The organism is Pseudomonas benzenivorans (assembly GCF_024397895.1).
Taxonomy (GTDB): domain Bacteria; phylum Pseudomonadota; class Gammaproteobacteria; order Pseudomonadales; family Pseudomonadaceae; genus Aquipseudomonas; species Aquipseudomonas benzenivorans_A.
In genome coordinates this window covers 472,811-497,700 of the sequence record NZ_CP073346.1, presented here as the reverse complement: position 1 = coordinate 497,700, position 24,890 = coordinate 472,811, and the positions used below count along the sequence as shown (strand labels likewise).

Sequence of the window (24,890 nt, the reverse complement as noted above, 5' to 3'; positions counted from 1 at the left end):
GCTGACCCTGCTGAGCGGTTCCGGGTCAGCCGAAGGCGGCATTCGCATTCTCCCACCAAGGTAAAGACGCCAATGCCCAGTCCGCTGCTGCTCACTCCTGAAAATACCCTTCCCGTCGATGGCTTGCGGGGCACCCTGATCGGCCGCGCCTGGATTCCCGGCGAGGTCGCCGGCCCGTCGCCGGTGCTGCTGCGCGAGGATGGCGTGTACGACCTGACGGGGTTGGCGCCGACCCTCAGCGGCCTGCTGGAACTGCCCGATCTGCTGACCCGCCTGCACGAGTCGACCGGCCGACGCATCGCCAGTGTCGCCGAGCTGCTGGCCAACAGCGGCAGCCTGCGCAACCCGGCGCTGCCGAGCCTGCTGGCGCCGGCGGATCTACAGGTGATCAAGGCGGCCGGGGTGACCTTCGCCGCCAGCATGCTCGAGCGGGTGATCGAGGAGCGCGCCGGCGGCGACCCACAGAGCGCCGAGGCCATTCGCGGCAAGGTGCGCGCGGTGATCGGCGACAACCTGGCCAGCGTCCAGCCGGGCTCCGAGAGCGCGCAGCGGCTCAAGACGCTGCTGATCGAGCAGGGCCTGTGGTCGCAGTACCTGGAGGTGGGCATCGGCCCGGACGCCGAGATCTTCACCAAAGCGCCGGTGCTGGCGGCAGTCGGCAGCGGCAGCGAGATCGGTATCCATCCCGGCTCGGCCTGGAACAACCCGGAGCCCGAGGTGGTACTGGTGGTCAACAGCCGCGGCACGGTTCTCGGCGCTACCCTGGGCAACGACGTCAACCTGCGCGACTTCGAAGGGCGCAGCGCGCTGCTGCTGAGCAAGGCCAAGGACAACAATGGCTCGTGCGCGATCGGCCCCTTCATCCGTCTGTTCGACGACAGCTTCAGCCTCGATGATGTGCGCGAGTGCGTGGTCGAGCTGCGGGTCGAGGGGGAGGACGGCTTCGTTCTCGACGGCAGCAGTTCCATGGCGCAGATCAGCCGCGATCCGCTGGACCTGGTGGAGCAGACGCTGAACCGCAATCACCAGTACCCGGACGGTTTCCTGTTGTTCCTCGGCACCCTCTTTGCCCCCACCGAGGATCGCGGTCAGCCGGGCGGTGGCTTCACCCACAAGTTGCACGATCGAGTCAGCATTGGCAGCGCCAAGCTGGGCGTGCTGCACAATCGGGTCAACCGCAGCGACGAAGTGGCGCCCTGGACCTTCGGCCTGCGCGATCTGATCGGCAACCTCGGTGCGCGCCGCCTGCTCTAGGGCGTGGTGTCCCGCTGCAGCTCCTCCAGCAGCAGTTGTGCGGGGGGCGACAGCGGGCTGCCGTGGCGGCTGAGCACACCATAGGGCTCACTGCGCGAACGCAGTTGCAGCGGCAGGCGACGGATCATGCCGAAGCCCTCGCTGAACTGCGCCACCTCGCGCGGCATCAGCGCCACCAGCTGCCGGTCCTGCTGCAGCAGGCTCAGCAGGGTGAAGGTCGAGGCGGTCTCCAGCGGATAGCGCGGGAACTCCAGGCCGGCCTGGCTGAACTCGCGCTCCAGCAGCAGGCGCATCGGCATGTTGGTCGGGTAAACCACCCAGCGACAGCCGCCGAGCTGCGCCAGCTCCAACTGCTCGGCGCCGGCCAGCGGGTGATTGGGGTGCGCCACCAGTACCAGCTGTTCCTCGTGCAGGCTCAGGCAGTCGTAGGCGTCCGGCCGCCGGCTGACGCTGCTGCGGCAGATGGCCAGATCCAGGCGGCCTTGGTCGATGAGGCTGAGCAGGCGCGCGCTGGTGTCCTCGACTATTTCCACCGACAGCTCCGGCTGCTTGTCGCGCAGGCGCGTCAGGGCGCGCATCAGCAGCGGCACGGCCCCCATGATCAGCCCCACGGACAGGCGTCCGCCATGGCCCTGAACGATGCCAAGCATTTCTTCGCGCAGGTGCGCCAGATCGCTATGGATCAGCCGCGCGTAGCGGATCACGCAACGGCCCAGGTCGTTAGGCGTCAGCCCCTGGCTGGTGCGGGTGAACAGGCTGGTGCCGAAGGTGGTCTCGATTTCGTGCAGCGCCTTGGTGGCGCCTGGTTGGCTGATCGCCACCTGTTCGGCCGCACGGTGCAGGGAGCCCTGCTCGTCGAGGGCGATGAGCAGGCGCAGTTGCTTCAGGCGCAGGCGCGAGACGATGGAGGGTAGGGACGCGATCATGGTAATGACTAAAAGTTATCGCTCTATCAGAAGCTTTCATTAGGCAGCATCACCGGGGATTTTTAAAGTGGCCGGCATCGTTTCGCTGCAGATATGAAGCACACAAGAACAGGAGCTCCGGCTATGCGGTTGATTCAATTCGAGAACGAACAAGGCCAGCGCCATGTCGGTGTTGTTGGTGGCGAACGCATCGGTGTGGTCAAGGGGGTTGCTACCACCCGTGAGCTGGCGCTGCTAGCTATTCGCAACGGTCACGACCTGATCGCCGAGATCGAGCGACTGGGCGTTGAGCCCGGCCCGCTGTATGCCGAGCTGCTCGAACAGCGTCGCGTGCTGGCACCGCTGGATCACTCCGATCCAGCGCACTGCCTGGTATCCGGCACCGGCTTGACTCATCTCGGTAGCGCTTCGACCCGCGACAAGATGCATCAGCAGGCCGAAGCACAGCAGGCCGAAGGCAAGCTCACCGACACCATGCAGATGTTCCAGTGGGGCATGGCCGGTGGTCGGCCAGCAGCTGGCAACGCAGGCGCCCAGCCGGAGTGGTTCTACAAGGGCGACGGCGGCATCGTCGTGCGACCCGGCGAGGACTTCCCGGTCCCTGATTTCGCCGAAGACTTCGGTGAGGAGCCAGAGCTGACCGGTCTGTACGTGGTCGCCGAGGATGGCCAGCCGTACCGCATTGGTTTCGCCCTCGGCAACGAATTTTCCGACCACGTCACCGAGCGCAAGAACTACCTGTACCTGGCTCATTCAAAGCTGCGTTTCTGCTCCTTCGGTCCAGAGATGCTGATAGGCGAACTGCCCCGTCACCTGTCCGGCATCAGCCGTATCCGCCGTGGCGACCAGGTGCTCTGGGAAAAGGAGTTCCTTTCCGGCGAGGACAACATGTGCCATACCCTGGAGAACCTCGAGTACCACCACTTTAAGTACCGCCAGTTCCTGCGTCCGGGCGACGTCCATGTGCATTTCTTTGGCACCGCGACCTTGTCCTTCGCCGATGGTGTCAAGGCGCAACCGGGCGACACTTTCGAGGTCAGTCTGGATGCCTTTGGCGAGCCGCTTCGCAATGGTATTCACGTGCAGGCGCCCGGCGTTGCCGTCGGGGGCGTGCGCCCGCTGTGATGCGGGGCCAGTCCGTGTCCTCACGAGGGGCCGGGCGTCTTCCTATCAATACTCTTTCGGCAGCCGCATAGCAGGTTGCCAACCCTCGGCCCACAAGGCCGGGGGCTTTCCCGTTGATCCAATGTCGGTGGCGATACCGCCGCCGCTCCCCTGGCAGGAGAACGTCGTGCTGAATTTGACTGGTCACAACTACATCGGCGGCGAGCGCCGCGCCGCTGGCAGCATCGAGCACAGGAGCCTCGATGCCAGCAGCGGTGAAGCGCTGCCCTATGCATTCATCCAGGCTACGCCCGAAGAGGTTGATGCCGCCGCCCAGGCCGCAGCCGAGGCCTACCCGCTATTTCGCAGCCTTTCGGCGTTGCGCCGCGCCGAATTCCTCGACGCTATCGCCGACGAGGTGGATGCCCTGGGTGACGACTTCGTTGCCCTGGTGACCCGCGAGACTGCCTTGCCGACGGCTCGTATTCAGGGTGAGCGCGGACGCACCAGCGGGCAAATGCGCCTGTTCGCCAAGGTGCTGCGGCGTGGCGACTTCTACAGTGCGCGTATCGACCGCGCTCTGCCGGATCGCAAGCCGCTGCCGCGTCCGGATCTGCGCCAATACCAGATAGGCGTTGGCCCGGTCGCGGTGTTCGGTGCCAGCAACTTCCCGCTGGCCTTCTCAACCGCCGGCGGCGATACCGCTGCGGCACTGGCCGCCGGTTGCCCGGTGGTGTTCAAGGCGCACAGCGGCCATATGGCCACGGCCGAGTGCGTGGCCGATGCTATCATCCGTGCTGCTGATAAGACCGGCATGCCCAAGGGCGTGTTCAACATGATCTTCGGTTCTGGCGTCGGTGAGGCGCTGGTCAAGCATCCAGCGATTCAGGCCGTCGGCTTCACCGGCTCGCTCAAGGGTGGCCGAGCACTGTGCGACCTGGCCGCGGCCCGTCCGCAGCCGATTCCGGTCTTTGCCGAGATGTCTAGCGTAAACCCGGTGGTCGTCCTGCCTGGCGCGCTGCAGGCACGCGCCGCCACCGTGGCCAAGGAGCTTGCGGGTTCCGTAGTGCTCGGTTGCGGTCAATTCTGCACCAAGCCTGGTCTGGTCCTGGGTATTCGCAGTGCCCAGTTCAGCGAGTTCGTCGCCCAGCTTGCAGACGCCGTCGTCAGCCAGCCGCCGCAGACCATGCTCAATGCCGGCACCCTGCGCAGCTACGCCAGTGGCGTGGCAAATCTGCAGGCCCATGCCAAGGTTATCCACCTGGCCGGTAGTGAGCAGGCGGGCAACCAGGCGCAGCCGCAACTGTTCAAGGCGGATGTCAGCATGTTGCTCGAAGGCGACCACCTGCTGCAGGAAGAAGTGTTTGGCCCAACCATCATTGTCGTCGAAGTCGCCGACAGCGCTGAGCTGACCCGCGCGCTGCAGAGCATGCACGGTCAGCTAACCGTTACTTTGATCGCTGAGCGCGACGACCTGAGCGCCTTCCGTGGCCTGCTGCCGTTACTGGAAGTAAAGGCCGGTCGGGTGTTGCTCAACGGCTACCCGACCGGTGTCGAGGTGTGCGATTCCATGGTCCATGGCGGACCATACCCGGCAACTTCCGACGCTCGCGGTACCTCGGTTGGCACTTTGGCGCTCAATCGCTTCTTGCGTCCGGTGTGCTACCAGAACTACCCGGATGAGATTCTCCCTGAAGCCCTACAGAGCGCCAACCCGCTGGGAATCCAGCGCCTTGTGGACGGCGTAACCAGTCGAGCGGCATTGGACTAGTTAGCGGGCAACATCAGGCAACCGGTGCCGTGCCATGGAGGACGAGTCATCGGTTGTCAGGTACGGCGCCTGGCCTCCGATCCATCGTGATCTGTCACCTGATGATTGCAGCGTTTCTGTAATCGGGGATGGGTTGCTGCTGGGGTAGCATGACCGCGTAGCTCATCGCAAACAACATCAACGCCGCCATCAGCATCTCCTCCGCGTGTGTGAGTCGGGCTGTCACATTCGGCAGGTGGTTAATCGACGAGGGGCGCTGTAGTCCTCCAACTTTCAGTACTCGCCAATCAGCTGTTCTTGGCGCTTCACAGCTGTCTCTTTAAGCTCCCCAACTCGCCCGATATGCTGTCGCGAGTAGCTAACAGCGAATTCAGAAACTGCTCCTGGGCGAAGGGGGGCATCACGGCATCTGGTCCGGAAAGGTTGATCTGTAGTGGCCATCCCGTTCCGGACAGTGGGTTAAGTCCTTCTGCGGCCACCGCGAGAGGCACTCAGGAAGTTTTGCCGGAAATCGTTGAAATTCGTCAGCTAGCATAGGACATCGGTTGTAGTGAGTGCCTAGATAATGATGAAAAATCAGCGATTTATGCACTCAACCGCTGGCATGGGGTGCAAGGGATGGAGTAGTTCGCTGTTATCTACTTAGCTCTGCGTATCACGCATTGCCGTTACCTACCTTCGATCAGGCTTTACGAAGAGGCTTGCCAGTGGCTGGGCGAAAGCCTCTGAAGAAGGATTGAATCCCTACCGGCTCCAGGTCTGCCAGGGTCGGTGGGTTCCACTGCGGATTCTTGTCCTTGTCGATGATCAGCGCGCGGACACCCTCTATGAGGTCGCCTTTGTCGAACCACTGGTAGCTTAGGTGCAGTTCCATTGCGAAGCAGTCACCGAGACTGAGGTAGCGTCCGCGGCGCAGTAACTCCAGGGTCACAGCCATGGACAATGGCGAGCGACTGTCGAGCAGGCGAACCGTTTCCTCGGCCCAGTCGAGCAATTCGGGACGTTCCTCGCTTTGCAACGCCGTACGAATTGTCGGGAGATCAGGCAGGTTGAAATACTGGTCTATCGCCTGACGATAGGCTTTCAGCTCTGACCCGAGGACCTGCTCGCTGGCTAGGCTTTTGATCAGGCTGTTGAGGTCTTCCAATGGTGCGCTGCTCCACGTCATCTGATCCAGGGTCTTGTCCAGTTCGGGAAACCGCGCACTAGACAGACAGTAGTCGGCCAGACCGCTGTAAATAGCATCGGCGGCGCGCACTTGAGTGCCAGTCACGCCCAGATAGAGCCCCAGCTCGCCCGGCAGACGCGGTAGAAAATAGCTACCGCCAACATCCGGGAAAAAGCCAATGCCGACCTCCGGCATGCCCATCCGGGTGCGTTCGCTGATGACCCGCAGTGTGGCGGCTTGGGCCAAGCCCATGCCGCCACCGAGGACAAAACCATCCATCAGCGCGAGCACTGGCTTGGGGTAGTTGTGCAGGTATTCGTCGAGGGCATATTCCTCCTCGAAGAACAACTCGTGCTGGTTATCGCCGGTCCTGTGGCTTTCATATAGCTGGCGGATGTCGCCGCCGGCACAGAAGGCTCTATTGCCTGCCCCACGCAGAACTACGGCACGGATTGCCGAATCCTTTTCCCAGGCCCCTAGGTATCGGAACAACTGGCGCACCATGGGCAGCGTAAGAGCGTTCAGGTCGTCGGGGCGGTTGAGGGTCAAGTGGCCAACGCCGTTGCGCACATCGGCCAGTACGCAAGACAGGATGTTGCTCATGCCTGATTGCCCATCTGGTACAGCTTGATGATCGAGGAGAAGTCCAAACCACCATACCCCTGAAGGCTGTGGCTCTGGTATAGCTGCTGAGTTGCGGCCCCGAGGAGCACTGGCTGGCGTGCATGCTTGGCTGCCTCGGTGGCCAGTCCCAGGTCCTTGAGCATCAGGTCAGTGCCGAAGCCGCCGCTGTAACCGCGCGACGCTGGGGCGCTGTCCAGCACACCAGGTACAGGGTTGTTGATTTCCGAACTCCAGCAACGCCCGCTGGAAGCGTTGATGATGCCAGCTAGAACTTTCGCGTCCATGCCCAGTGCTACGCCCAGTGCCATTGCTTCGGCTACGCCTGCCATGGAGATGCCGAGTAGCATGTTGTTGGCGATCTTGGCCACCTGGCCGTTGCCGCTATCGCCGCAGTGGACGACGTTCTTGCCCATGGCCGAAAGGATCGGAAGAGCCTGGTCATACACACTCACCGAACCGCCGACCATAAAGGTCAAGGTGCCTGCCGCTGCACCGCCCGTGCCGCCGGAGACCGGCGCATCGAGCATCGGGTTACCTTGAGCGGTGGCCAGTTTTGCGACCGCGCGAGCGCTAAGCGGATCGATAGTGGAGCTGTCGATCAGCAGAACGCCTTGGCTGGCATGGGCAAGAAGCCCATCTTTGCCGAGATAGACTTCCTTCACATGGGCGGCGGTCGGCAGCATGGTGATGATTACATCGACATTCGCCTCGGCCACTGCGGCCGGGGAAGCGGCAGCCGCGGCGCCGGCTTCCACCAAGGCGGAAACGGCCTGCGGGAAAGGATCGAAGACGGTCAGGCTGTGGCCGGCTTTGAGCAGGTTGCGGGCCATAGGGCCGCCCATGTTGCCGAGGCCAAGAAATCCGATATGCATGGTGACTACCTCTTGAATAGGGGGCTAGCAGTGCTTGAATTGCGGTGGTCGCTTTTCCACGAAGGCGCTCATGCCTTCCTTCTGGTCAGCGCTGGCGAACAGCGAATGGAACAGGCGCCGCTCGAAGCGCACGCCTTCGGCCAGGCTGATTTCAAGCGCGCGGTTGACGCACTCCTTCACCATCAGAGTGGCGGGCAGTGACTTGCTGGCGATGTCGCGGGCAGTCTTCAGAGTTCGCTCGAGCAGCTCCGCCTCCGGGAACACGCGGGCTACCAGGCCGGCGCGTTCGGCTTCCTCTGCGCTAAGCTGGCGCCCGGTCAGGCACAGCTCCATGGCCTTGGCCTTGCCCAGGGCATGGGTCAGGCGCTGAGTGCCGCCGATCCCTGGGATCACGCCCAGCGACAGCTCCGGCAGGCCGAAGCGGGCATTGTCAGCCGCATAGATGAAATCGCACATCAGCGCCAGTTCGCAGCCTCCGCCCAGGGCGTAGCCCGCTACCGCTGCGATCAGCGGCTTGCGCCTGGCGGCGACGCGGTCGGCGGCAGAGAAGAAGTCTTCCAGGTAAATCTGTGGGTGACGCTTGTCGACCATCTCCTTGATGTCCGCGCCAGCGGCGAAGGCCCTGTTCGAGCCAGTGATTACCAGGCAGCCGACCTCAGGGTCGGCTTCCAGGTAATCCAGCGCCTGGTTCAGCTCGGAGATCAGTTGACTGTTCAGGGCATTCAGCGCCTGGGGTCGATTCAGGGTGATCAGACCGACGCGCTGTTCAACCTCGACCAGTATGGTTTGGAAGTCCATAGTCGTACTCCTTGGGAGGCCGGCGCGAGGCCGACCTGGAGAGATCATTTCAGGGTGATGGTGGTGTTCACCACGGCGCTGGTGTCGTCCTCGTCGAACCAGCGCTGGGTGACCGTCTTGGTCTGGGTGTAGAAGGTCACCACCTGCTTGCCGTACGGGCCAAGGTCGCCGAGCTTGGAGGCGCGCGAGCCGCTGAAGGAGAACAGCGGAACCGGCACCGGGATCGGCACGTTGATGCCTACCTGGCCGACGTCGATCTCTTCCTGGAAGTGACGGGCAGCTGCGCCGGAGCGGGTGAACAAGGCGGTTCCGTTGCCGTTGGGGTTGGCGTTGATCAACTCGATCGCTTCGCTCAGGTTGGCGGCAGGCATTACGCAGAGTACCGGCCCGAAGATTTCCTCGCGGTAGACCGTCATCTGGGTACTAACCCCGGAAAAGATGGTTGGGCCGACAAAATTGCCGTCCTGGTAACCCGGCACGCTTGGGTTGCGGCCATCCAGCTCGAGCTTGGCGCCTTCCTCGATACCGCTGGCGATCAGGCTGCTGACTCGATCCAGGGCGCTGCATGACACCACAGGACCTACGTCAGTGCCTGGCTCGGTGCCGGCGCTGACCTTGAGCGTCTTGGCCCGCTCGATCAGCTCGGGTAGCCAAGCCTGCGCCTCACCTACGAGGATCACCACAGGCAACGCCATGCAGCGCTGCCCGGCAGCGCCGAAGGAGGCGCCGAGCAGATTGTTCAGGGTCTGCTGCTTGTTGGCATCCGGCAGGACCACGGCGTGGTTCTTCGCGCCCATCATGCACTGGGCACGCTTGCCGTTCTGGGTGGCGCGGTTGTAGACGTGGGTGCCAACTTTGGTCGAGCCGACGAAGGAAACAGCCTTGATATCCGGGTGATCGCACAGCAGGTTCACTGCATCGACACCGCCGTGAATGACGTTCAGGACTCCTTTCGGGATGCCCGCTTCCAAGGCTAGTTCTACCAGGCGCATGGTCACCAGCGGGTCCTGTTCGGAGGGTTTCAGGATGAAGGTGTTGCCGGTCGCGATGGCCATCGGAAACATCCACAGCGGGATCATTGCCGGGAAGTTGAACGGGGTGATGCCGGCGCACACGCCCAGCGGCTGCAGCAAGGTGTAGGTGTCGACTCCGCCGGCGACATTGTTGGCCAGCTCTCCCATCTGCAGAGTGCCGATGCTCGCGGCGTGCTCCACCACTTCCAAGCCGCGAAACACGTCGCCTTCGGCATCTGCCAGTGTCTTGCCCTGTTCGGCCGTAAGCGTGGCCGCCAGTTCCTTGATGTTTTCGCGGATCAGCTGCTGGTACTTGAGGAAAATCCGCGCACGGGCACCGATCGGTGTCTTACGCCAGGTCTTGAAGGCTTCCTTGGCGCTGGCTACGGCGGCATCCATTTCATCTTGAGTGGCGAAGGGAACGCGCGCCAATACTTCCTGAGTGGCTGGGTTGACTACGTCACGCCACTCGCTGCTGCGCGACTCGACGAGTTCGCCATTGATCAGCAACTTGACCGTTGGAACTGAGCTTTCAGCTGTCTTTTGCATGGATTTAGAACTCCAGGTGAGTGAGCGCCTTTCGCTTGAGCGCGACCGGTTGGGGGCTGTTCAAAGCTTGGAGTGGATCCTAGCAGTGCGTTTTTATTAATATCAATGCGGTAAAGTGCAGTACGAGTCTGCATAAATGCACATTAACGAGGACTGTATGGACTGGGACAATCTGCGTTACTTCCTCGAGCTCTCGAGGGCGGGCAAGCTGACGGCTGCGGCGCGTCGGTTGGGTGTAGACCACACGACCGTGGCGCGACGCGTTCAGGCATTGGAGAAGTCGCTGGATACGCAGCTGTTCATCCGCAGTGCCGCGGGGTACCAATTGACGGAAGCCGGTCGCACGTTGCTGCCCCAGGCTGAAACCATGGAAAGCGCGTGCGCGGTCATCGAGAAGTCAAGGACAGATCCGCTCGATAACTTGTCGGGACTTGTTCGTATCGGTGCCACCGAGGGGTACGGTTCGATGATGCTGGCGCCGCAGCTGGCTGAGCTCACCCGGCGTTATCCGAACCTTGGGGTCGATCTTCTGGCCGTGCCGCGCATGGTGCACCTGTCACGGCATGAGGCCGATATCGTGATAACCCTGGAGCGACCTGAGCGCGGGCCTTTCATCATCACCAAGCTGACCGATTACGTGCTCAAGCTCTATGCCTCGGTCGGCTATCTAGAGCAGCATCCTCCCATCCGGACTCGAGAGGACCTGCGAACACATTCCTTCGTCAGCTACATCGAGGATCTGCTGTACAGCAAGGAGTTGCTGTACCTCGACGAGATTGGCAAGCCGCATCACGTCGCCCTGCGCAGTACAAGCATTCTGGCGCAGCAGGAGGCCGCTGCTGCCGGGGCTGGCGTCGCCATTCTTCCGGCCTTTTCTGCAGACAGCGACCCCCGGCTTGGTCGCGTATTGAGTGATGAAATCGAGTTTTCTCGGACCTTCTGGATGCTGATGCCCATAGAGCTAAAAGACCTCGCCCGCATGCGAGCGACTTGGGACTTTCTACGGGAGATGGCAGAACGGAATCGGCCGCGCTTGATGGGCGCCGAGAGCTGTTGAAGGATAAAGCAAGGCGGCACGGGCTATGGTGTCCAAGGAGCATGCTGTCGCTTATGGCTTGGCGCTGTGCCCCATGGCGGCCTGACGGGCTGCCCAAGGAGTGCATCACGGTAATCACGCAGTCGACCCCTCAGGCCTTGCTTGCTAACCACGGCCGTCATCGAGCGCTGCATAGCGCCGCAGTGAGCTCTAGCCGCTTCTCGATCTTTCGCCTATGTCACGGGCAAACCTCTGGCTGCCACTCCAGGGCGTTCAATCGATAGCAGAAACGCTGCAAGCGGAATCGACCCTTTACCTGCCCCGGTGGCATTGGCATCCCGTGCGTCTCATTCAGATACGGAGCTGCGACGTCAGGCAGTTGAGCCTGTGGACTGGAGTCGCGGGAGCGTGATTCCTCGTGCGCATAGAGTCGGTTGGTATAGCGCCGGTGGGTATCGGAAATCTCGATATCCGTTAGAGAAATATATCGTTATTCCGCATCGCAGCTTTACGCGAGACTTTTTTCATTCGAAGGGAAAGGCAGTCCTTCGACAACATAAGCCCGCGTCCGAGAGACCTGCCGGCAAGAATAAAAATGGCGGAGATTACTAGCGTGTTGATTCGAACGAACGTCGGCTCGTATGAGCAAATGATGGAAGAGTTTAGTTGGGCAATTCCGGATGCGTTGAACATCGCAACCGAGATTTGTGATCGGCATGCACTTGCAAGGCCCCTGGCCACGGCAATCATCGAGGATGTTGATGGACGTGTCCGGAACTATACCTTCGCCGACCTTAAGCGCTTGTCTGATAACTTGGCCCACGCATTTGTCGAGCTTGGCGTTGCTCGCGGCGATCGCGTGATTGTGTCATTGGGGCAAGACGTTGAAGCGCTGCTGGCCCACCTGGCCTGCTTTAAAGTCGGCGCTATCTCGGTCCCTGTTGCCGGGCTCTATTCCGGCGAGGGCTTGGCATTCCGTGTGAACGACTGCGAAGCCGGTCTCGTTGTCACGAACCGGACTGGCGCTGACAAGTTGGGTGATCTGCGACTGCCAACCGTCCGACATGTCGTCGTGACGCATAAACAAGCCGTAGGTGCTGAAGTGGATTTCGACAGTCTGCTGCAGACTTCCCATGGTGATTTCCCCGTGGCCGACACGCGCGCAGATGACCCGGCCCTCATTTTCTACACGTCCGGCACCACCGGCTCCCCGAAAGGTGCGCTGCACGCCCACAGGATGGCCAACGCCCATTTGCCTTGTGTGCAGTTGGGGTTTGAGATGGCGCCGCAGATCGGAGACGTCTTCTGGACCGCCTCGGACTGGTCCTGGCTGGGGTCATTGGGTGATCTGGTCTTTCCGGCGCTCTATCTAGGACACCCGGTGGTAGTGACACCTGGACGCTTCTCCATTGAACGCGCCTATCAGGCTATGCAGCTTCATAACATTAGCTGCCCATTCCTTGCCACCGCGGTCCTGCGCTCAATGAGCAAGGAGCCCGTCCCCGAAGGAGCCAGTTTCAAGGTGCGGGCGATTATGACTGGCGGGGAGGCGATGCCGCCTGAAGTCTTGAGGTGGGCGCAAAGAACTTTTGCAGCAGCGGTCAATGATGAGTTTGGACTGACCGAATCGAATCAGACGGCCGTAGGCTGTACGACCTTGTACAGCACCCCGGAGGGATCGGTAGGTCGGCTGGCGCCCGGCAAGAAGGTCACCATCATCGACGCCGCCGGGAGTGAACTACCCGCAGGGCAGCACGGTGAAATTGCCATCTGGCATGACTCGCCCTGCAACATGCTGGGCTACTGGAACCGCCCGGAGCAAACCGCCAACAAGTTCATCGGGGGCTGGATGCGCACCGGTGATCAAGGCGCGCTTGATGATCAGGGGTTTCTTTATTACTACGGCCGTTTGGATGATTTGATTTTGGTCAATGGCTTGCGTGTAGGGCCCGAGGAAGTCGAAGCGCAGATCCTCTTGCATCCTGCAGTGGCTGAAGTGGCTGTGGTCGGTATTCCGGACGAGCGCAGCGGGGAGTCGATAGTCGCAGTGGTAAAGCTGCAGGCTGGCGCCGAGGGTGGGCAGCAACTAGTTGAGCAATTGCAGGCATTGGTAAAGCGCAATCTAGCGGCCCATTGCTACCCGAAGAAAATAATCTTCGTCGACACGATTCCGGTGACGTCAACAGGAAAAATACGGCGTGGTGAGCTGAGACGGTCACTTGTGCAACAGACGCAAGTTGCGGCCTGAGGTTGCCCGAGAAGGCAAACGAAAGGCAGTTCTTTTACGGGTCGAATAAAAAAGAGGGGACGGTCATGGCCGGCATTCAGGTCAAGAGCAATGGTCAGGTTCTGGAGATTGTATTGGATCGTCCCAAGGCCAATGCCATCGATTCCGAAACCAGCCTGGAGCTCAATCGGGTGTTCGCCGAGTTCAGCATGGACGCCTGCCATCGGGTGGCCATTCTGACTGGTGCGGGCAACAAGTTTTTCTGTACCGGTGGCGACCTGAAGGAACTGGATGCCAAGCAGGGTGACGTCGACTACGGAAAAAATGGATTCGCTGGGTTGACCCACTTTACCGGCCTGGGCAAGCCCGTGATCGCTGCGGTCAACGGCATCTGCGTAGGGGGCGGCTTGGAGCTGCTGTTGGCATGCGATCTTGTCGTTTCAAGTTGCGAGGCCCGGTTTTTCTTATCCGAAACATTGATTGGCAATGTTCCCTTTCTGGTCAGTGTTCAGCGTTTGCTCCACCGCCTGCCGCGAAACGTTGCCATGGAAATGCTCTATACCGGGCGGCAAATGACGGCCAGTGAATTGGCTACTTACGGGTTGATTAATTCCGTGGTGCCCGCCGATCAGCTACGCAGCGCTGCCTATGAACTGGCAGAGAAAGTAATCGCGGCGGCCCCCCTAGCTATATCCGCGTGCAAGCGGGCATCTGCAGTGGTGGAGGCTATGTCGGTCAAGCAGGTCGCCGAATTTGATGACGCTGAGTCCTTGGAATTCTTTAACGAAGTGATGCGTTCAGAAGATGCAAAAGAGGGAGCAAGAGCCTTTGTCGAGAAACGTCCACCGACGTGGCGCGGTTTATAGAACTTACAGCATATGCGGGCAAAGTTAGATTTTCCGTAAGGAGGTGCGCACGCAAGTAGATGCAATCTCTGCGTTGTTATGAAATGGCCCGATGTGCCAAGTCTTAGCATTCGCGTGGTGCTGGCTTTACTTACAAGTATAAAAATTATGCATTTGCCAAAACAAGCGACGGAATAAATACAATGACAATACAATCTGGTGTAACACGTTCGCCCAAGATCGACTTGCAAATATTTGTGCCCGCAATGGTGGTGATAATCGGGTTGCTGGTACCGATTTGTATGAATCCGGAGATGGCCGGGAAAGTAGCAGGTGATTTGATTGGTATTATCACCAAGCAGATGGGCTGGTTATATTTGCTGGGTGCCTTTGCACTGTTCACATTCATGCTGTGGTTAGCTTTGGGACGTTACGGGATGGTCCGCTTGGGGCGTGAGGAAGACAAACCGGACTACTCTAAGTTCAGTTGGCTGGCGATGATGTTCTGCGCCGGTATGGGTTCATCCATCATGAATTGGGCCTTCGCCGAGCCACTCTACTTTATGCAAGGCCCGGCCCTAGGGATCGAGGCTGGCAGCAATATGGCGGCCGAGTGGGCAGTCATGTATTCGTTCTTTCATTGGGGACTGGTCCCTTACGCAATCTACTTGATGCCGGCACTGCCCATTGCGTACATGGTCTATGTGAAGCGCTGCAATCTTTTCAGGATCAGTGAGGCCTGTGTAGGCATTCTTGGTGACAAGGCTTACGGCCCTATTGGCAAGGTTATCGATATCCTGGTCATCCTGAGTATTCTGGGCGGCACTGCCACCACGCTGGGGCTTTCGGTTCCTGTGTTGTCAGCATTGTTCAGCGAAGCACTCGGGGTCGCAGACTCTTTCGGCTTGCAGATTTCCGTGCTTGTACTCTGGACCGCAATTTTCACCTGGAGCGTGTATCGGGGACTCTCCAAGGGCATCAAGATTCTTAGCCAGATCAATACTGTCCTTGCATTGGTATTGCTCGCACTGGTATTTGTCACCGGTCCTACGCTGTTTATCCTGGACCTGACCACCAACAGCCTTGGGCTGCTCGCAAACAACTTTCTGCATATGAGCCTCTGGACTGACCCGGTTGACAAAGGCGGTTATCCGCAAGCCTGGACTGTCTTCTACTGGGCTTGGTGGCTTGCATACGCTCCGATGGTCGGACTGTTTGTAGCTCGTATTTCCAAAGGTCGTACGGTGCGTGAGCTGATTCTTTACGGGTTTACCTATGGCAGCCTCGGCTCCTGGATCTTCTTCGCCGTTTGGGGCGGCTATGCCATTCATGCTGAAACCAGTGGCGCTCTGGAACTGTCGGCTATATTGGCCGAGGGCGGCCTGCCGGCGACCATCGTCGCTGTAGTCAAGGCTCAGCCGCTGTCCGGCCTGTTTATTCTGGCCTTCATCGTCTTGTTCCTCGTATTCACCGCGACCACGATGGACTCGTCGGCCTACGTTCTGGCTTCTATCAGTTCGGAGAAACTGACCGGGGACGAGGAGCCAGCCCGTTGGAATAGAATTCTCTGGGCTGTCGTGTTGGGGGTCGCTGCGGTCGCCATGTTGCTGATGGGCGGACTTAAGGCCGTGCAGTCATCCAGTATCGTGCTCGCCTTGCCGATGTTGTTCCTCATGGCCATGTTGGTCTTCTCATTTATGCGCATGTTGAAAGAGGATCATGGCCGCCGACTGGAGCCGGCCCATCATGTGCTCAAGGAGCATGAGGTTATAGCGGTCACTGTTGCCCAGAGCGAGGCTGTTTATGCCAAGGCAGCGATTTTCGAGACGGGCGCGACTGGCAAGACCATATAGCGAACACCTGAAAATACGTTGGGCCGATGGCTGGGTGCTGTAGCAGATACAAGCAGTTCCCAACTACACGGTATAAACGGCAGGGGCATTCGGGTTTCTGAATGCCCTCAGGTCAGCTTTGGAAGCCTAGGGACTTTTCCGGTTGCGCCTCTCCGCTATCGGCCTTAGATACTGTCCATCGCGCAGAGCTTTGCCGCGAGTGGTAGTTGGTCAGGAGTTCGCCGTGATGTGTCGAGGTCGGATATGGCGCGGGTGAGTATATGACCCTGGATTTTTTAAACAGCACTTTGTGAGTGCGCGAGGCTATAAGGAACCTGAGGCGGGCCTATGACGAGTGAAACATGGGATTCAATGCCTAAACAAGACCGGTTTGATCCATCGAGTTCTGGGCGCACTATGAAGGCTGTTGTGACCATGGGCAGCGGCGGATACGAGCAACTTCAGTGCCGTACGGTTAGGCTACCGGAGCTAGGTCCAGGTGAGGTGTTGCTGCAAGTTCTGGCCGCCGGTATCAATAATACGGAAATCAACACTCGCGTCGGCTGGTACTCTTCCTCAGTTACTTCTGGCACAGAGTCAGCAGTCACTGCCGAGGATAAGTTGACCCCTAAAGCAGACGGAGGTTGGAATGAGGCTACGCCGTTTCCGTTCATTCAGGGCACCGATTGCTGTGGGCGAATAGTTGCCGTCGCGCCGGGGGGCGATGAGCGCACCATTGGTTTGCGCGTCCTGGTGCGTGCCTGCATGCGTAAGTCTGGCTTCGCATCTACGGAAACCATCTGGATGGGTTCTGATTTCGATGGCACTTTCGCCGAGTTTGTTAAGGTGCGTGCCGACGAGGTGTTCCCGGTGGCATGCGACTGGAGCGATGTGGAACTCGCCACGATTCCCTGTGCCTATGGAACGGCGGAGAACATGCTGCACCGTGGTCAGGTGGTAAGTGGCATGCACGTGCTGGTCGCCGGTGCTTCTGGTGGCGTTGGCTCTGCCGCAGTGCAGCTGGCCAAGCGCAGGGGCGCCAAGGTGACGGCGATTGCAGCCAAGGCCAAGGCGGAGCAGGTACTCGCCATTGGCGCGGATCGGGTCATCGATCGAAACGCTGATGTTGTGGCCTGTCTCGGTGAGGAGTCGGTGGACATCGTTATTGATAATGTTGCGGGCACTGGATTCGGCGGTTTGCTGCAGGTGCTCAAGCGAGGCGGGCGATATGTGTCTTCGGGGGCAATCGGTGGCCCGCTGGTGACTCTCGATATGCGCACCCTCTATTTGAAGGATCTGACACTGATAGGTAGCACCGCTTGGGACGAGCCTGTATTTCAAAACCTGATTTCTTACATTGAGCGCGGCGAGCTTCGGCCTCTTGTGGCGAAGGTATTTCCTCTTGAGCGTATTGCAGATGCGCAACGAGAGTTCTTGGAAAAAAAACATACTGGTAACTTTGTCCTGGTACCGCCGCCATTGGGTCGTGAGGTCTGAAGAGGCGACTGCCATTCGGGTAGGGCGTTGATGTTGATATAGAAAGCTGACTCTTTTTGAAAGTAGGCGGCTGTCTTGCCCAGCAGTAGTTTGTCGGTACGATTCACGGGCGCCTCAAGGCTTCCCAAGTCGCAGCTTGAAGTGCTGGATCAGCCTAGGGCTGGCATGGTCGCGCGTCGGCAAGTATTGGCTTATGTACAAGTGTCGGTAGGGGGCGCTTCACGCATTGACTCAGCCAATACGCGTAGGCCGTTCAAGCCCATGTGTAAAACTTCCGGATTATGGTGTTGCTCGGGGTACATAAGGTAGAGCGGTGCATTGAGTTGCGGTGCTTCGCTAACTGGGTACAGCGTGCCCTGATTTATCTGTGCCTGCACGGCTCTCTGGGGTAGGTAGGCGGAACCCCCTTCACGGTAAATTATTTGCAGGGCGAGGTCGCTTAGCCCCACCGTCAGGGTGGGCGTACTTATAGTGCTGAAGGCCAGGTTATGCTGCTGGTTGAAGTGCGGGCCCCAGTCGATATAGATGTAGTTCTGACTCAAACTTTCCGATAACGTAGCCGCGCAAGAAGACACCAATATTAGTGGATCATCCATGAGTTTCTCGATTTTCAGTCCCGGCACGGTGTGCGGAACCGAGGTGAGAATGAGATCCAGATAACCGTCAGACAAGTTATGGATCATTCGTTGAGACCAGTCGGCCTCGACTCGCAAGACATAGTCTGGAACGTTGGTTTTCATCCATGTTATCCATGGCCGGCTGAAGCGATCCCATACAGTCGCTTGTATGGCCAGGCTGAACAACCCCTTGAAACCATCCGGCAAGCCCATGTCCTGATGCGCCTGTTGCCAGGTTTGTAGAAGGCGAAGCGCGTAGGGCTGAAAACGAAGGCCGGCCGGCGATAGCTGAACGCCGGAGTGAGAGCGAATGAAAAGCTTCTGGTTGAGCTCCTGCTCAAGTTGTTGGATGCGGCTGCTCGCAGTTGACTGGGTGATGTGCAAATGGTTCGCCGATTTTATTATCGAGCCAGTTTCGGCAACCTCAAGGAAGGTTCTGATTTGTGAGATATGCACGTGTTGATCCTGTCTAGGTGACGCTATCGACGCTTTCGATAGACCATATAGGAAATTGTCGCTTCCAAAAAAACAAGTGGTTTGAAAAGCTATAACGCGATGCCGCTGGGCGGTTCACATCTTAATGCAGTTAACCTAGTTAGTGAGGTGGTGCGGTGCTTATTCAGCCAGGCGTGCTGTCCTATGAGCGGCTTTTCAATGATTTCGTGTGGGATGTTCCCAAGCATATCAATATTGCAGAGCTCATCTGCGATCGGCACGCCCGCACGACACCTCTGGGCACCGCGGTCATTGAGGATTCCGAGCGGGGCGTTCGACGCTTCACTTTCGCTGCTCTCAAGCAACTATCGGACAACTTGGCCTGCCGGCTACGCAAGCTTGGCATCAACAGAGGGGATCGTGTAGTCATTATCCTTGGTCAGGACGTAGAGGCGCTGGTCAGCCATCTGGCCATATTTAAGTTGGGCGCCATTTCCGTACCTATCGCAGGCTTGTATACCGGCGACGGGCTGTCATTCAGAATCAACGACTGTGCTGCATCTCTGGTGATTACAGATCGCTCGGGGGCCGACAAGCTAAACGGCCTGGATCTCCCCTCGGTAGTACACCGGGCAGTCATTCATCAGCAGGCCGAAGGCCATGAGCTGGATTTCGACGAGCTGCTGCTTGATTCTGGCGATGAATTGGAGCCTGTGCAGACTGAGGCCAACCAGCCAGCCCTGATTTTCTACACATCGGGCACCACGGGTAATCCCAAGGGCGCCTTGCATGGTCACAGAATCGTCAACGGCCACCTGCCTTGCTTCCAGCTGGGCTTTGAGATGGCGCCGAAGAATGCCGACGTATTTTGGACTGCCTCAGACTGGTCGTGGCTGGGCTCCCTGGGTGATGTGGTATTTCCAGCACTCTATTTTGGTCACCCACTGGTTGCGAGTCCTGGCCGGTTTTCGGTTCGGCGTAGCTACCAACTGATGCAGCGCCATCGAGTGACCTGTCCCTACCTGGCGACCGCGGTTCTAAGAAAAATGAGGGCCGAGCGTTCCAACGAAAAGCTCGAGCTGCACGTTCGGGCAATCATGACGGGCGGCGAGGCACTGGCACCTGAGGTATTGAAGTGGGCGCAGGTTATCTTCAATGCGCCGGTGAACGATGAGTTCGGCCTGACCGAGTCCAACCAGACATCTGTGTGTTGTACCAGCCTCTATGAGGCGCCTGCGAATTCCGTGGGGCGCATTACGCCCGGCAAGAGGGTTTGCATCATCGACAGCGAGGGGCAGCCACTGCAGCCTGGTGTAACTGGCGAAATAGCAATCTGGTATGACGATCCGACCAATATGCTTGGCTATTGGAATCAGCCGCAGAAAACGGCGGACAGGATTATCAATGGTTGGCTGCGCAGCGGAGATCGCGGCATGTTGGACGATCAGGGCTATCTCTATTACTACGGCCGTCTGGACGACTTGATCATGGTCAACGGACTGCGCGTGGGACCTGATGAGGTGGAGAATCAACTGGCGGCCCATGACAAGGTGGCCGAGGCCGGAGTCATCGGTGTGCCTGATGAGCGTAGCGGGGAAGCGATCGTGGCTTTTGTTCGTCTGCGCGATGGCATTGAGGCCGACCAGAGGCTGAAAGATGAGTTGCAAGCCTTCGTGAAGCAACGTCTGGCCGCGCATTGCTACCCGAAATTCATTACGTTTGTACGCGACTTCTCCGTCACATCCACCGGGAAGATCCGACGTGCAGACTTGAGAAAAATATACACAGAGCAGTTCTCAGGCGCTCTGGCCGAGCCCGTTTAGCGCCGGCTTGGGCTACGAGAACTCTGATTAGGGGGAGTGCATGTTCAAGGCGTTGCTTGTTTCTCAAGTCGATGGTGCGCATACAGCCGAACTAGTGCAGCTGAAGGACAGCGACCTTTCTGGCGAAGGTGTATTAGTGCAGGTCGATTATTCCGGCCTGAATTACAAGGATGCCTTGGCCGTTACCGGCCAGGGAAAGATTGTTCGAAAGTTCCCGTTGGTGCCTGGGGTGGACTTTTCCGGAACTGTGCTGCAGTCGTCTTCGCCGGATTATTGCGAGGGCGATGCAGTCGTGTCGACCGGGTGGGAGGCTGGCGTAAGCCACTTCGGCGGATATGCACAAAGAGCGTGGGTTCCGGCAGACTGGCTGGTGAAGCTTCCGGTGGGATTGACCTTGCAGCAGGCGATGGCGCTTGGAACCGCCGGTGTAACCGCCATGCTGAGCATTCTGGAGCTGGAAGAGGGCCATGTTCTGCCGTCGAGTGGACCGGTGGTGGTAACGGGGGCAAGTGGCGGGGTGGGCAGCATAGCGGTTGCCCTTTTGAGCGCCCTTGGCTATCACGTTGCGGCTGTCACCGGGCGTCAGGAGAACCACGATTACCTCAGGAAGTTGGGCGCTACCGAGGTTGTTCCTCGCGAGGACATGGCGGCACTGGCTAGGCCTCTAGAGAGCCAGAAGTGGGCAGGTGCGATTGATTGTGTGGGCGGTTCGGCACTGTCGAGGATATTGGCCGAAACCGCGGAAGGTGGTGTTGTGACCTGCTGCGGCCTCGCGGCCAGCCCGCAGCTTTCGACAACGCTAATGCCATTCATCCTGCGGGGGTTAAGGTTGGTGGGTATAGAGTCAGTCCGCCAACCCAAGCAGCGTCGCTTGCACGTATGGAAGCGACTCGCAGAAACCATGCCTCTCAGTCTGTTGGACTCATTGACTGAAACCATTGCCTTGGAGTCGCTAACGGAATGCAGCAGGAAGTTGTTATCAGGAGGCGTGACAGGGCGTGTACTTGTTGACCTGCGTTCATGAGTTGCCACCGCGAGTGACACAGGACGGGGCGGAGCCGGAGCTGGGTGTATCCGCCCCAAGAGAGAGTTGCTTAGTTGGGGTAGGGCCCAGTGTATGGCGTTGAGGCCAATAGCGGTCAACGGAGGGGGGTGGTAAAAAAGTGGTACGAGCGCCAAGAGGATGGGCCAGCAGCCCAGTATTTTCAGTCCTTAGAGACTTTTAACCTTCCCATCCATCATCGGCGCCACGGAGAAGCGGCGAGACACTTCTGTGGCTGTTTTGGGCTGCGCTTTGGCTTGTTCTTCGGGCATCTTCATCATCTGGGTTCTGCTGGCGTGCCTGCTGCTGGTAGGCGTGCTGCAGGTAATTCACTCATCGGCGGTCTTTCGATGGTCAGGGAAAGCGGCCGGGGCGGCGAGTTTACCAGCAATCCCAGTGCTGAATGTTGCAGCCTATCGGTGTGCCAGCGCGGTGTCTTGAGGGGGAAGTTGTTGAAACTTCCGGGCTCTCGGGCGCGCCCCTTCGCCTAACTGTGCCTATCAGGTTCTGCGGGCGGCCGATGGCCGGCAGCTGCTGCTACTGGCAGGTTTCATTACGCGTAGGTTGTCTATGCTGAGAAAGACGCCTTTCGTACCGCCCGGTGCGTGGCATGACCGCCTTTGGAGATGACCGCTATGTGCAAGCATTCTCTGTTTCGTCGTTTGGCCGCCGCCCTGGCGGTTTTCCATCTGCTTATGGTCGCCCAGGTTCCACTGGCCAATGCGGCCATGATCGGCACCAGCGAGGTGCTGGCCACGCAACAGCAGCAGGTCGACCGTCAGCAGCTGCTGGGCATGCTGGAAGATCAGGGGGTACAGAAGAAGCTCGAGGCCATGGGCGTGGAGCCAGCGCAGGTTGAGGATCGCATCAACAGCCTGACCAACGCCGAGCTGGCGCAGTTCAATCAGCAGCTGCAGGAGGCTCCGGCAGGGAGCGGCGTGGTTGGGATCATCGTGCTGTTCTTGGTGATCTTCATCATCACGGATATGCTCTGCGCCACCAATATCTTCAGTTTCGTGAAATGCATAAATCGTTGAGTGGCTGGCACTACCTTCCTTTCTTGTTAGTAGTTCTGCTGGGTGCATGCGCGAGGTCTCCGGTGTTGCTGCCGGAGACCTCGCGTCTTCCTGAGCGGGTGGAGCTGAGCAATGTGCCGTTCTTCCCGCAGAGCGCCTACCAATGCGGTCCAGCAGCGCTGGCGACCATGCTCAACCACCGCGGGGTGCTGACCGGTCCCGGAGCGCTCAAGGAGCGAGTGTTCATTCCTGGTCGCGAGGGCAGTCTGCAGGTCGAGATGGTGGCGGCCGCGCGTGCTCATGACCTGCTGGTGTATCCCCTCGAGCCGCGCCTGGATGCCTTGTTGGCGGAAGTGGCGGCGGGCAATCCGGTGCTGGTTCTGCAGAACCTTGCACTCGATTGGTACCCCCGTTGGCATTTCGCCGTGCTGGTCGGCTTCGACCGCCGCGAGCGCACCCTGATTCTGCGCTCCGGCACCGAACGCCGCTGGCTGACCAGTTTTGCCAGCTTCGACAGCACCTGGGCGCGTGGCGGGCGCTGGGCGGTGCTGACCCTGCCGGCGGACCAGCTACCGGCGCGGCCAGAGTTGCATCCATGGCTCCAGGCGGCCAGCGACCTGGAAGAGACCGGCCATGACGCGGCGGCGCAGAGCGCCTACCGTACGGCCACCCGGCAGTGGCCGGAACAGTCCCTGGCATGGTTCGCCTTGGCCAACAGCCGCTACAACGGTGGCGACAAGCTCGGGGCCGAGCATGCGCTGCGCACCAGCCTGGAGCGTCAACCGGATTTTGCCGCGGGCTGGTTCAATCTTTCGCAGGTGCTGGGTGAGCGCGGCTGTCGGCAGGGAGCGGAGCAGGCGCTGAGTTGTGCTAGGCGTCTGGCACCGGAGGAGCGCCGTTTCAAGGATACGGTTGGTCAGGCGTCGGGGACGGCGGAGCAGTGCGTTGCGCCACCGGTTTGTCCGTTGGCGCAGTGACTGCGGCTAAATGCAAAACGGCGCCAATTGGCGCCGTTTTGCTGTGTGTGGTCGATCAGACGCCGAGTCGGTCGCGCAGGCTGTAGTACCAGGCGCCCATGGCGGTGAATGGCACGCGGAACAGCTGGCCACCAGGGAAGGGGTAGTGGGGCAGTTCGGCAAAGGCATCGAAGCGCTCGGCCTGACCGCGCAGGGCCTCCGCCAGGACCTTGCCGGCCACGTGGGTGTAAGTCACGCCGTGGCCGCTGCAGCCTTGCGAGTAGTAGATGTTGTCGCCGAGGCGACCGACCTGAGGCAGGCGCGACAGGGTCAGCAGGAAGTTGCCGGTCCAGGCGAAGTCGATCTTCACATCCTTCAGTTGCGGAAAGGTCTTGAGCATCTTCGGTCGGATGATCGACTCGATGTTGGCCGGGTCGCGGGCACCGTAGACCACGCCGCCGCCGAAGATCAGGCGCTTGTCGCCGGACAGGCGATAGTAGTCGAGCAGGTAGTTGCAGTCTTCCACGCAGTAGTCCTGCGGCAGCAGGTTGCTGGCCAGTTCATCCGATAGCGGTTCGGTGGTGATGACCTGGGTGCCGCAGGGCATCGATTTGGCCGAGAGCTCAGGGATCAGGTTGCCGAGGTAGGCGTTACCGGCGACCACCACGAACTTGGCTTTGACGCGCCCTTGAGGTGTGTGCACCACAGGGTTGGCGCCGCGCTCGATACGAATGGCCGGGGACTGTTCGTAGATCACGCCCCCCAGGGATTCGACAGCGGCCGCCTCGCCGAGGGCCAGATTGAGCGGATGAATATGGCCGCCGCTCATGTCGAGCATGCCGCCGATGTAGTTGTCGGTGGCCACCACCTCGCGAATGCGCTTGGCATCCATCAGCTCCAGCTGGGTATGACCGTAGCGCTCCCACAGCTTCTTCTGTGATTCCAGGTGGTCCATCTGCTTGCCGGTGATGGCCGCGAACACGCCGCCGTCCTTTAGGTCGCACTGGATGTTGTACTTGGCGACGCGCTCACGAATGATGCGTCCGCCCTCGAAGGCCATCTGTCCCAGCAACTGGGCCTGCTTGGGACCGACGGTGCGCTCGATGACATCGATGTCGCGACTGTAGCTGTTGACGATCTGACCGCCGTTACGGCCCGAGGCGCCGAAGCCGACTTTGGCGGCTTCGACGATGCTCACCTTGAAGCCGCTCTCCAGTAGGAACAGGGCCGTGGACAGGCCGGTATAGCCAGCACCGACTATGCAGACATCGGTCTCTACTTCGCCGTTCAGCTCCGGGCGGGCGGGGACGGGATTTGCTGAGGCGGCGTAATAGGATTGTGGATATGCCGTGTGCGCCATTTTGCATCCTCTGTTTTATATTTTTTACGAATGGTTCGATGCTACCGGAGTTGAAAATACTCGGCTAGTAGGCTGTGCAAAATATTAAACGTAGCGGAGTGTGGCAAAAAATTCATTTTTTCAGT

Annotated in this window: 19 protein-coding genes; 12 read left to right on the top strand and 7 right to left on the bottom strand. The window is 59.6% G+C overall.

The window, feature by feature from the left end; all coding sequences use genetic code 11:
- Positions 1-72 precede the first annotated feature (72 nt).
- Positions 73-1,254, top strand: coding sequence for a fumarylacetoacetate hydrolase family protein (locus tag KDW96_RS02145; protein WP_255838758.1), 1,182 nt, complete (start codon positions 73-75; stop codon positions 1,252-1,254).
- Here KDW96_RS02145 and KDW96_RS02140 read toward each other — a convergent pair.
- Entirely contained in the window at positions 1,251-2,180 is a 930-nt protein-coding gene (locus KDW96_RS02140; RefSeq protein WP_255838757.1) for a LysR family transcriptional regulator, read from the bottom strand. The two genes, KDW96_RS02145 and KDW96_RS02140, sit on opposite strands and share 4 nt — an antisense overlap.
- 123 nt (positions 2,181-2,303) lie before the next feature.
- Here KDW96_RS02140 and araD1 point away from each other — a divergent pair, with 123 nt between their 5' ends.
- Both araD1 and KDW96_RS02130 read left to right on the top strand, forming a co-directional pair.
- Positions 2,304-3,305: an AraD1 family protein gene (araD1, locus tag KDW96_RS02135; protein WP_255838756.1), complete on the top strand. Its 1,002-nt coding sequence runs from the start codon at positions 2,304-2,306 to the stop codon at positions 3,303-3,305.
- Between the two features lie 166 nt (positions 3,306-3,471).
- On the top strand, positions 3,472-5,055 hold the full coding sequence (locus KDW96_RS02130; RefSeq protein ID WP_255838755.1) for an aldehyde dehydrogenase (NADP(+)): 1,584 nt from the start codon (positions 3,472-3,474) through the stop codon (positions 5,053-5,055).
- 682 nt (positions 5,056-5,737) lie between these two features.
- Here the strand turns inward: KDW96_RS02130 and KDW96_RS02125 are convergent.
- The 4 genes from KDW96_RS02125 to KDW96_RS02110 are packed head-to-tail and all read right to left on the bottom strand — an operon-like array spanning position 5,738 to position 10,079.
- Positions 5,738-6,826, bottom strand: coding sequence for an enoyl-CoA hydratase/isomerase family protein (locus tag KDW96_RS02125; RefSeq protein ID WP_255838754.1), 1,089 nt, complete (start codon positions 6,824-6,826; stop codon positions 5,738-5,740).
- Entirely contained in the window at positions 6,823-7,719 is an 897-nt protein-coding gene (gene mmsB, locus KDW96_RS02120) for a 3-hydroxyisobutyrate dehydrogenase (protein ID WP_255838753.1), read from the bottom strand. Before mmsB ends, KDW96_RS02125 begins: the two co-directional genes overlap by 4 nt.
- A gap of 24 nt (positions 7,720-7,743) precedes the next feature.
- The gene (locus KDW96_RS02115; RefSeq protein WP_255838747.1) at positions 7,744-8,517 is read right to left on the bottom strand and encodes an enoyl-CoA hydratase; all 774 of its coding nucleotides are present in this window, start codon (positions 8,515-8,517) and stop codon (positions 7,744-7,746) included.
- Between the two features lie 44 nt (positions 8,518-8,561).
- Positions 8,562-10,079 (bottom strand): CoA-acylating methylmalonate-semialdehyde dehydrogenase, encoded by a 1,518-nt coding sequence (locus KDW96_RS02110; protein ID WP_255838746.1) that lies wholly within the window; start codon positions 10,077-10,079, stop codon positions 8,562-8,564.
- Between the two features lie 157 nt (positions 10,080-10,236).
- On the opposite strand from KDW96_RS02110, the gene KDW96_RS02105 reads away from it, so the two are divergent.
- The 5 genes from KDW96_RS02105 to KDW96_RS02085 all read left to right on the top strand — a co-directional run bounded on the left by KDW96_RS02105 (position 10,237) and on the right by KDW96_RS02085 (position 17,516).
- Positions 10,237-11,136 (top strand): LysR family transcriptional regulator, encoded by a 900-nt coding sequence (locus KDW96_RS02105; protein ID WP_255838745.1) that lies wholly within the window; start codon positions 10,237-10,239, stop codon positions 11,134-11,136.
- Positions 11,137-11,710: 574 nt separating this feature from the next.
- Complete coding sequence (locus tag KDW96_RS02100; protein WP_255838744.1) at positions 11,711-13,363, top strand: acetate--CoA ligase; 1,653 nt, start codon at positions 11,711-11,713, stop codon at positions 13,361-13,363.
- 65 nt (positions 13,364-13,428) lie between these two features.
- Entirely contained in the window at positions 13,429-14,208 is a 780-nt protein-coding gene (locus tag KDW96_RS02095; protein WP_255838743.1) for an enoyl-CoA hydratase-related protein, read from the top strand.
- Positions 14,209-14,390: 182 nt separating this feature from the next.
- The gene (locus KDW96_RS02090; RefSeq protein WP_255838742.1) at positions 14,391-16,040 is read left to right on the top strand and encodes a BCCT family transporter; all 1,650 of its coding nucleotides are present in this window, start codon (positions 14,391-14,393) and stop codon (positions 16,038-16,040) included.
- Positions 16,041-16,523: 483 nt separating this feature from the next.
- Positions 16,524-17,516, top strand: coding sequence for a zinc-binding dehydrogenase (locus KDW96_RS02085; protein WP_255838740.1), 993 nt, complete (start codon positions 16,524-16,526; stop codon positions 17,514-17,516).
- 191 nt (positions 17,517-17,707) lie between these two features.
- On the opposite strand, the gene KDW96_RS02080 is transcribed toward KDW96_RS02085, so the two are convergent.
- Positions 17,708-18,589 carry a LysR family transcriptional regulator gene (locus KDW96_RS02080; protein WP_255838739.1) on the bottom strand — a complete coding sequence of 294 codons (882 nt, stop codon included), beginning with the start codon at positions 18,587-18,589 and terminating at the stop codon, positions 17,708-17,710.
- 155 nt (positions 18,590-18,744) lie between these two features.
- On the opposite strand from KDW96_RS02080, the gene KDW96_RS02075 reads away from it, so the two are divergent.
- The 4 genes from KDW96_RS02075 to KDW96_RS02060 all read left to right on the top strand — a co-directional run bounded on the left by KDW96_RS02075 (position 18,745) and on the right by KDW96_RS02060 (position 23,426).
- The gene (locus KDW96_RS02075) at positions 18,745-20,391 is read left to right on the top strand and encodes an acetate--CoA ligase (RefSeq protein WP_255838738.1); all 1,647 of its coding nucleotides are present in this window, start codon (positions 18,745-18,747) and stop codon (positions 20,389-20,391) included.
- A gap of 40 nt (positions 20,392-20,431) precedes the next feature.
- Entirely contained in the window at positions 20,432-21,415 is a 984-nt protein-coding gene (locus KDW96_RS02070) for an oxidoreductase (RefSeq protein ID WP_255838737.1), read from the top strand.
- Positions 21,416-22,068: 653 nt separating this feature from the next.
- A complete protein-coding gene (locus KDW96_RS02065) occupies positions 22,069-22,470 on the top strand; it encodes a PA2779 family protein (protein WP_255838736.1) in 402 nt (133 codons plus the stop codon).
- Positions 22,455-23,426: a PA2778 family cysteine peptidase gene (locus KDW96_RS02060; protein WP_255838735.1), complete on the top strand. Its 972-nt coding sequence runs from the start codon at positions 22,455-22,457 to the stop codon at positions 23,424-23,426. Before KDW96_RS02065 ends, KDW96_RS02060 begins: the two co-directional genes overlap by 16 nt.
- Positions 23,427-23,481: 55 nt before the next feature.
- Here the strand turns inward: KDW96_RS02060 and KDW96_RS02055 are convergent, their stop codons facing one another.
- Positions 23,482-24,765 (bottom strand): NAD(P)/FAD-dependent oxidoreductase, encoded by a 1,284-nt coding sequence (locus tag KDW96_RS02055; RefSeq protein ID WP_255838734.1) that lies wholly within the window; start codon positions 24,763-24,765, stop codon positions 23,482-23,484.
- Positions 24,766-24,890 lie beyond the last annotated feature (125 nt).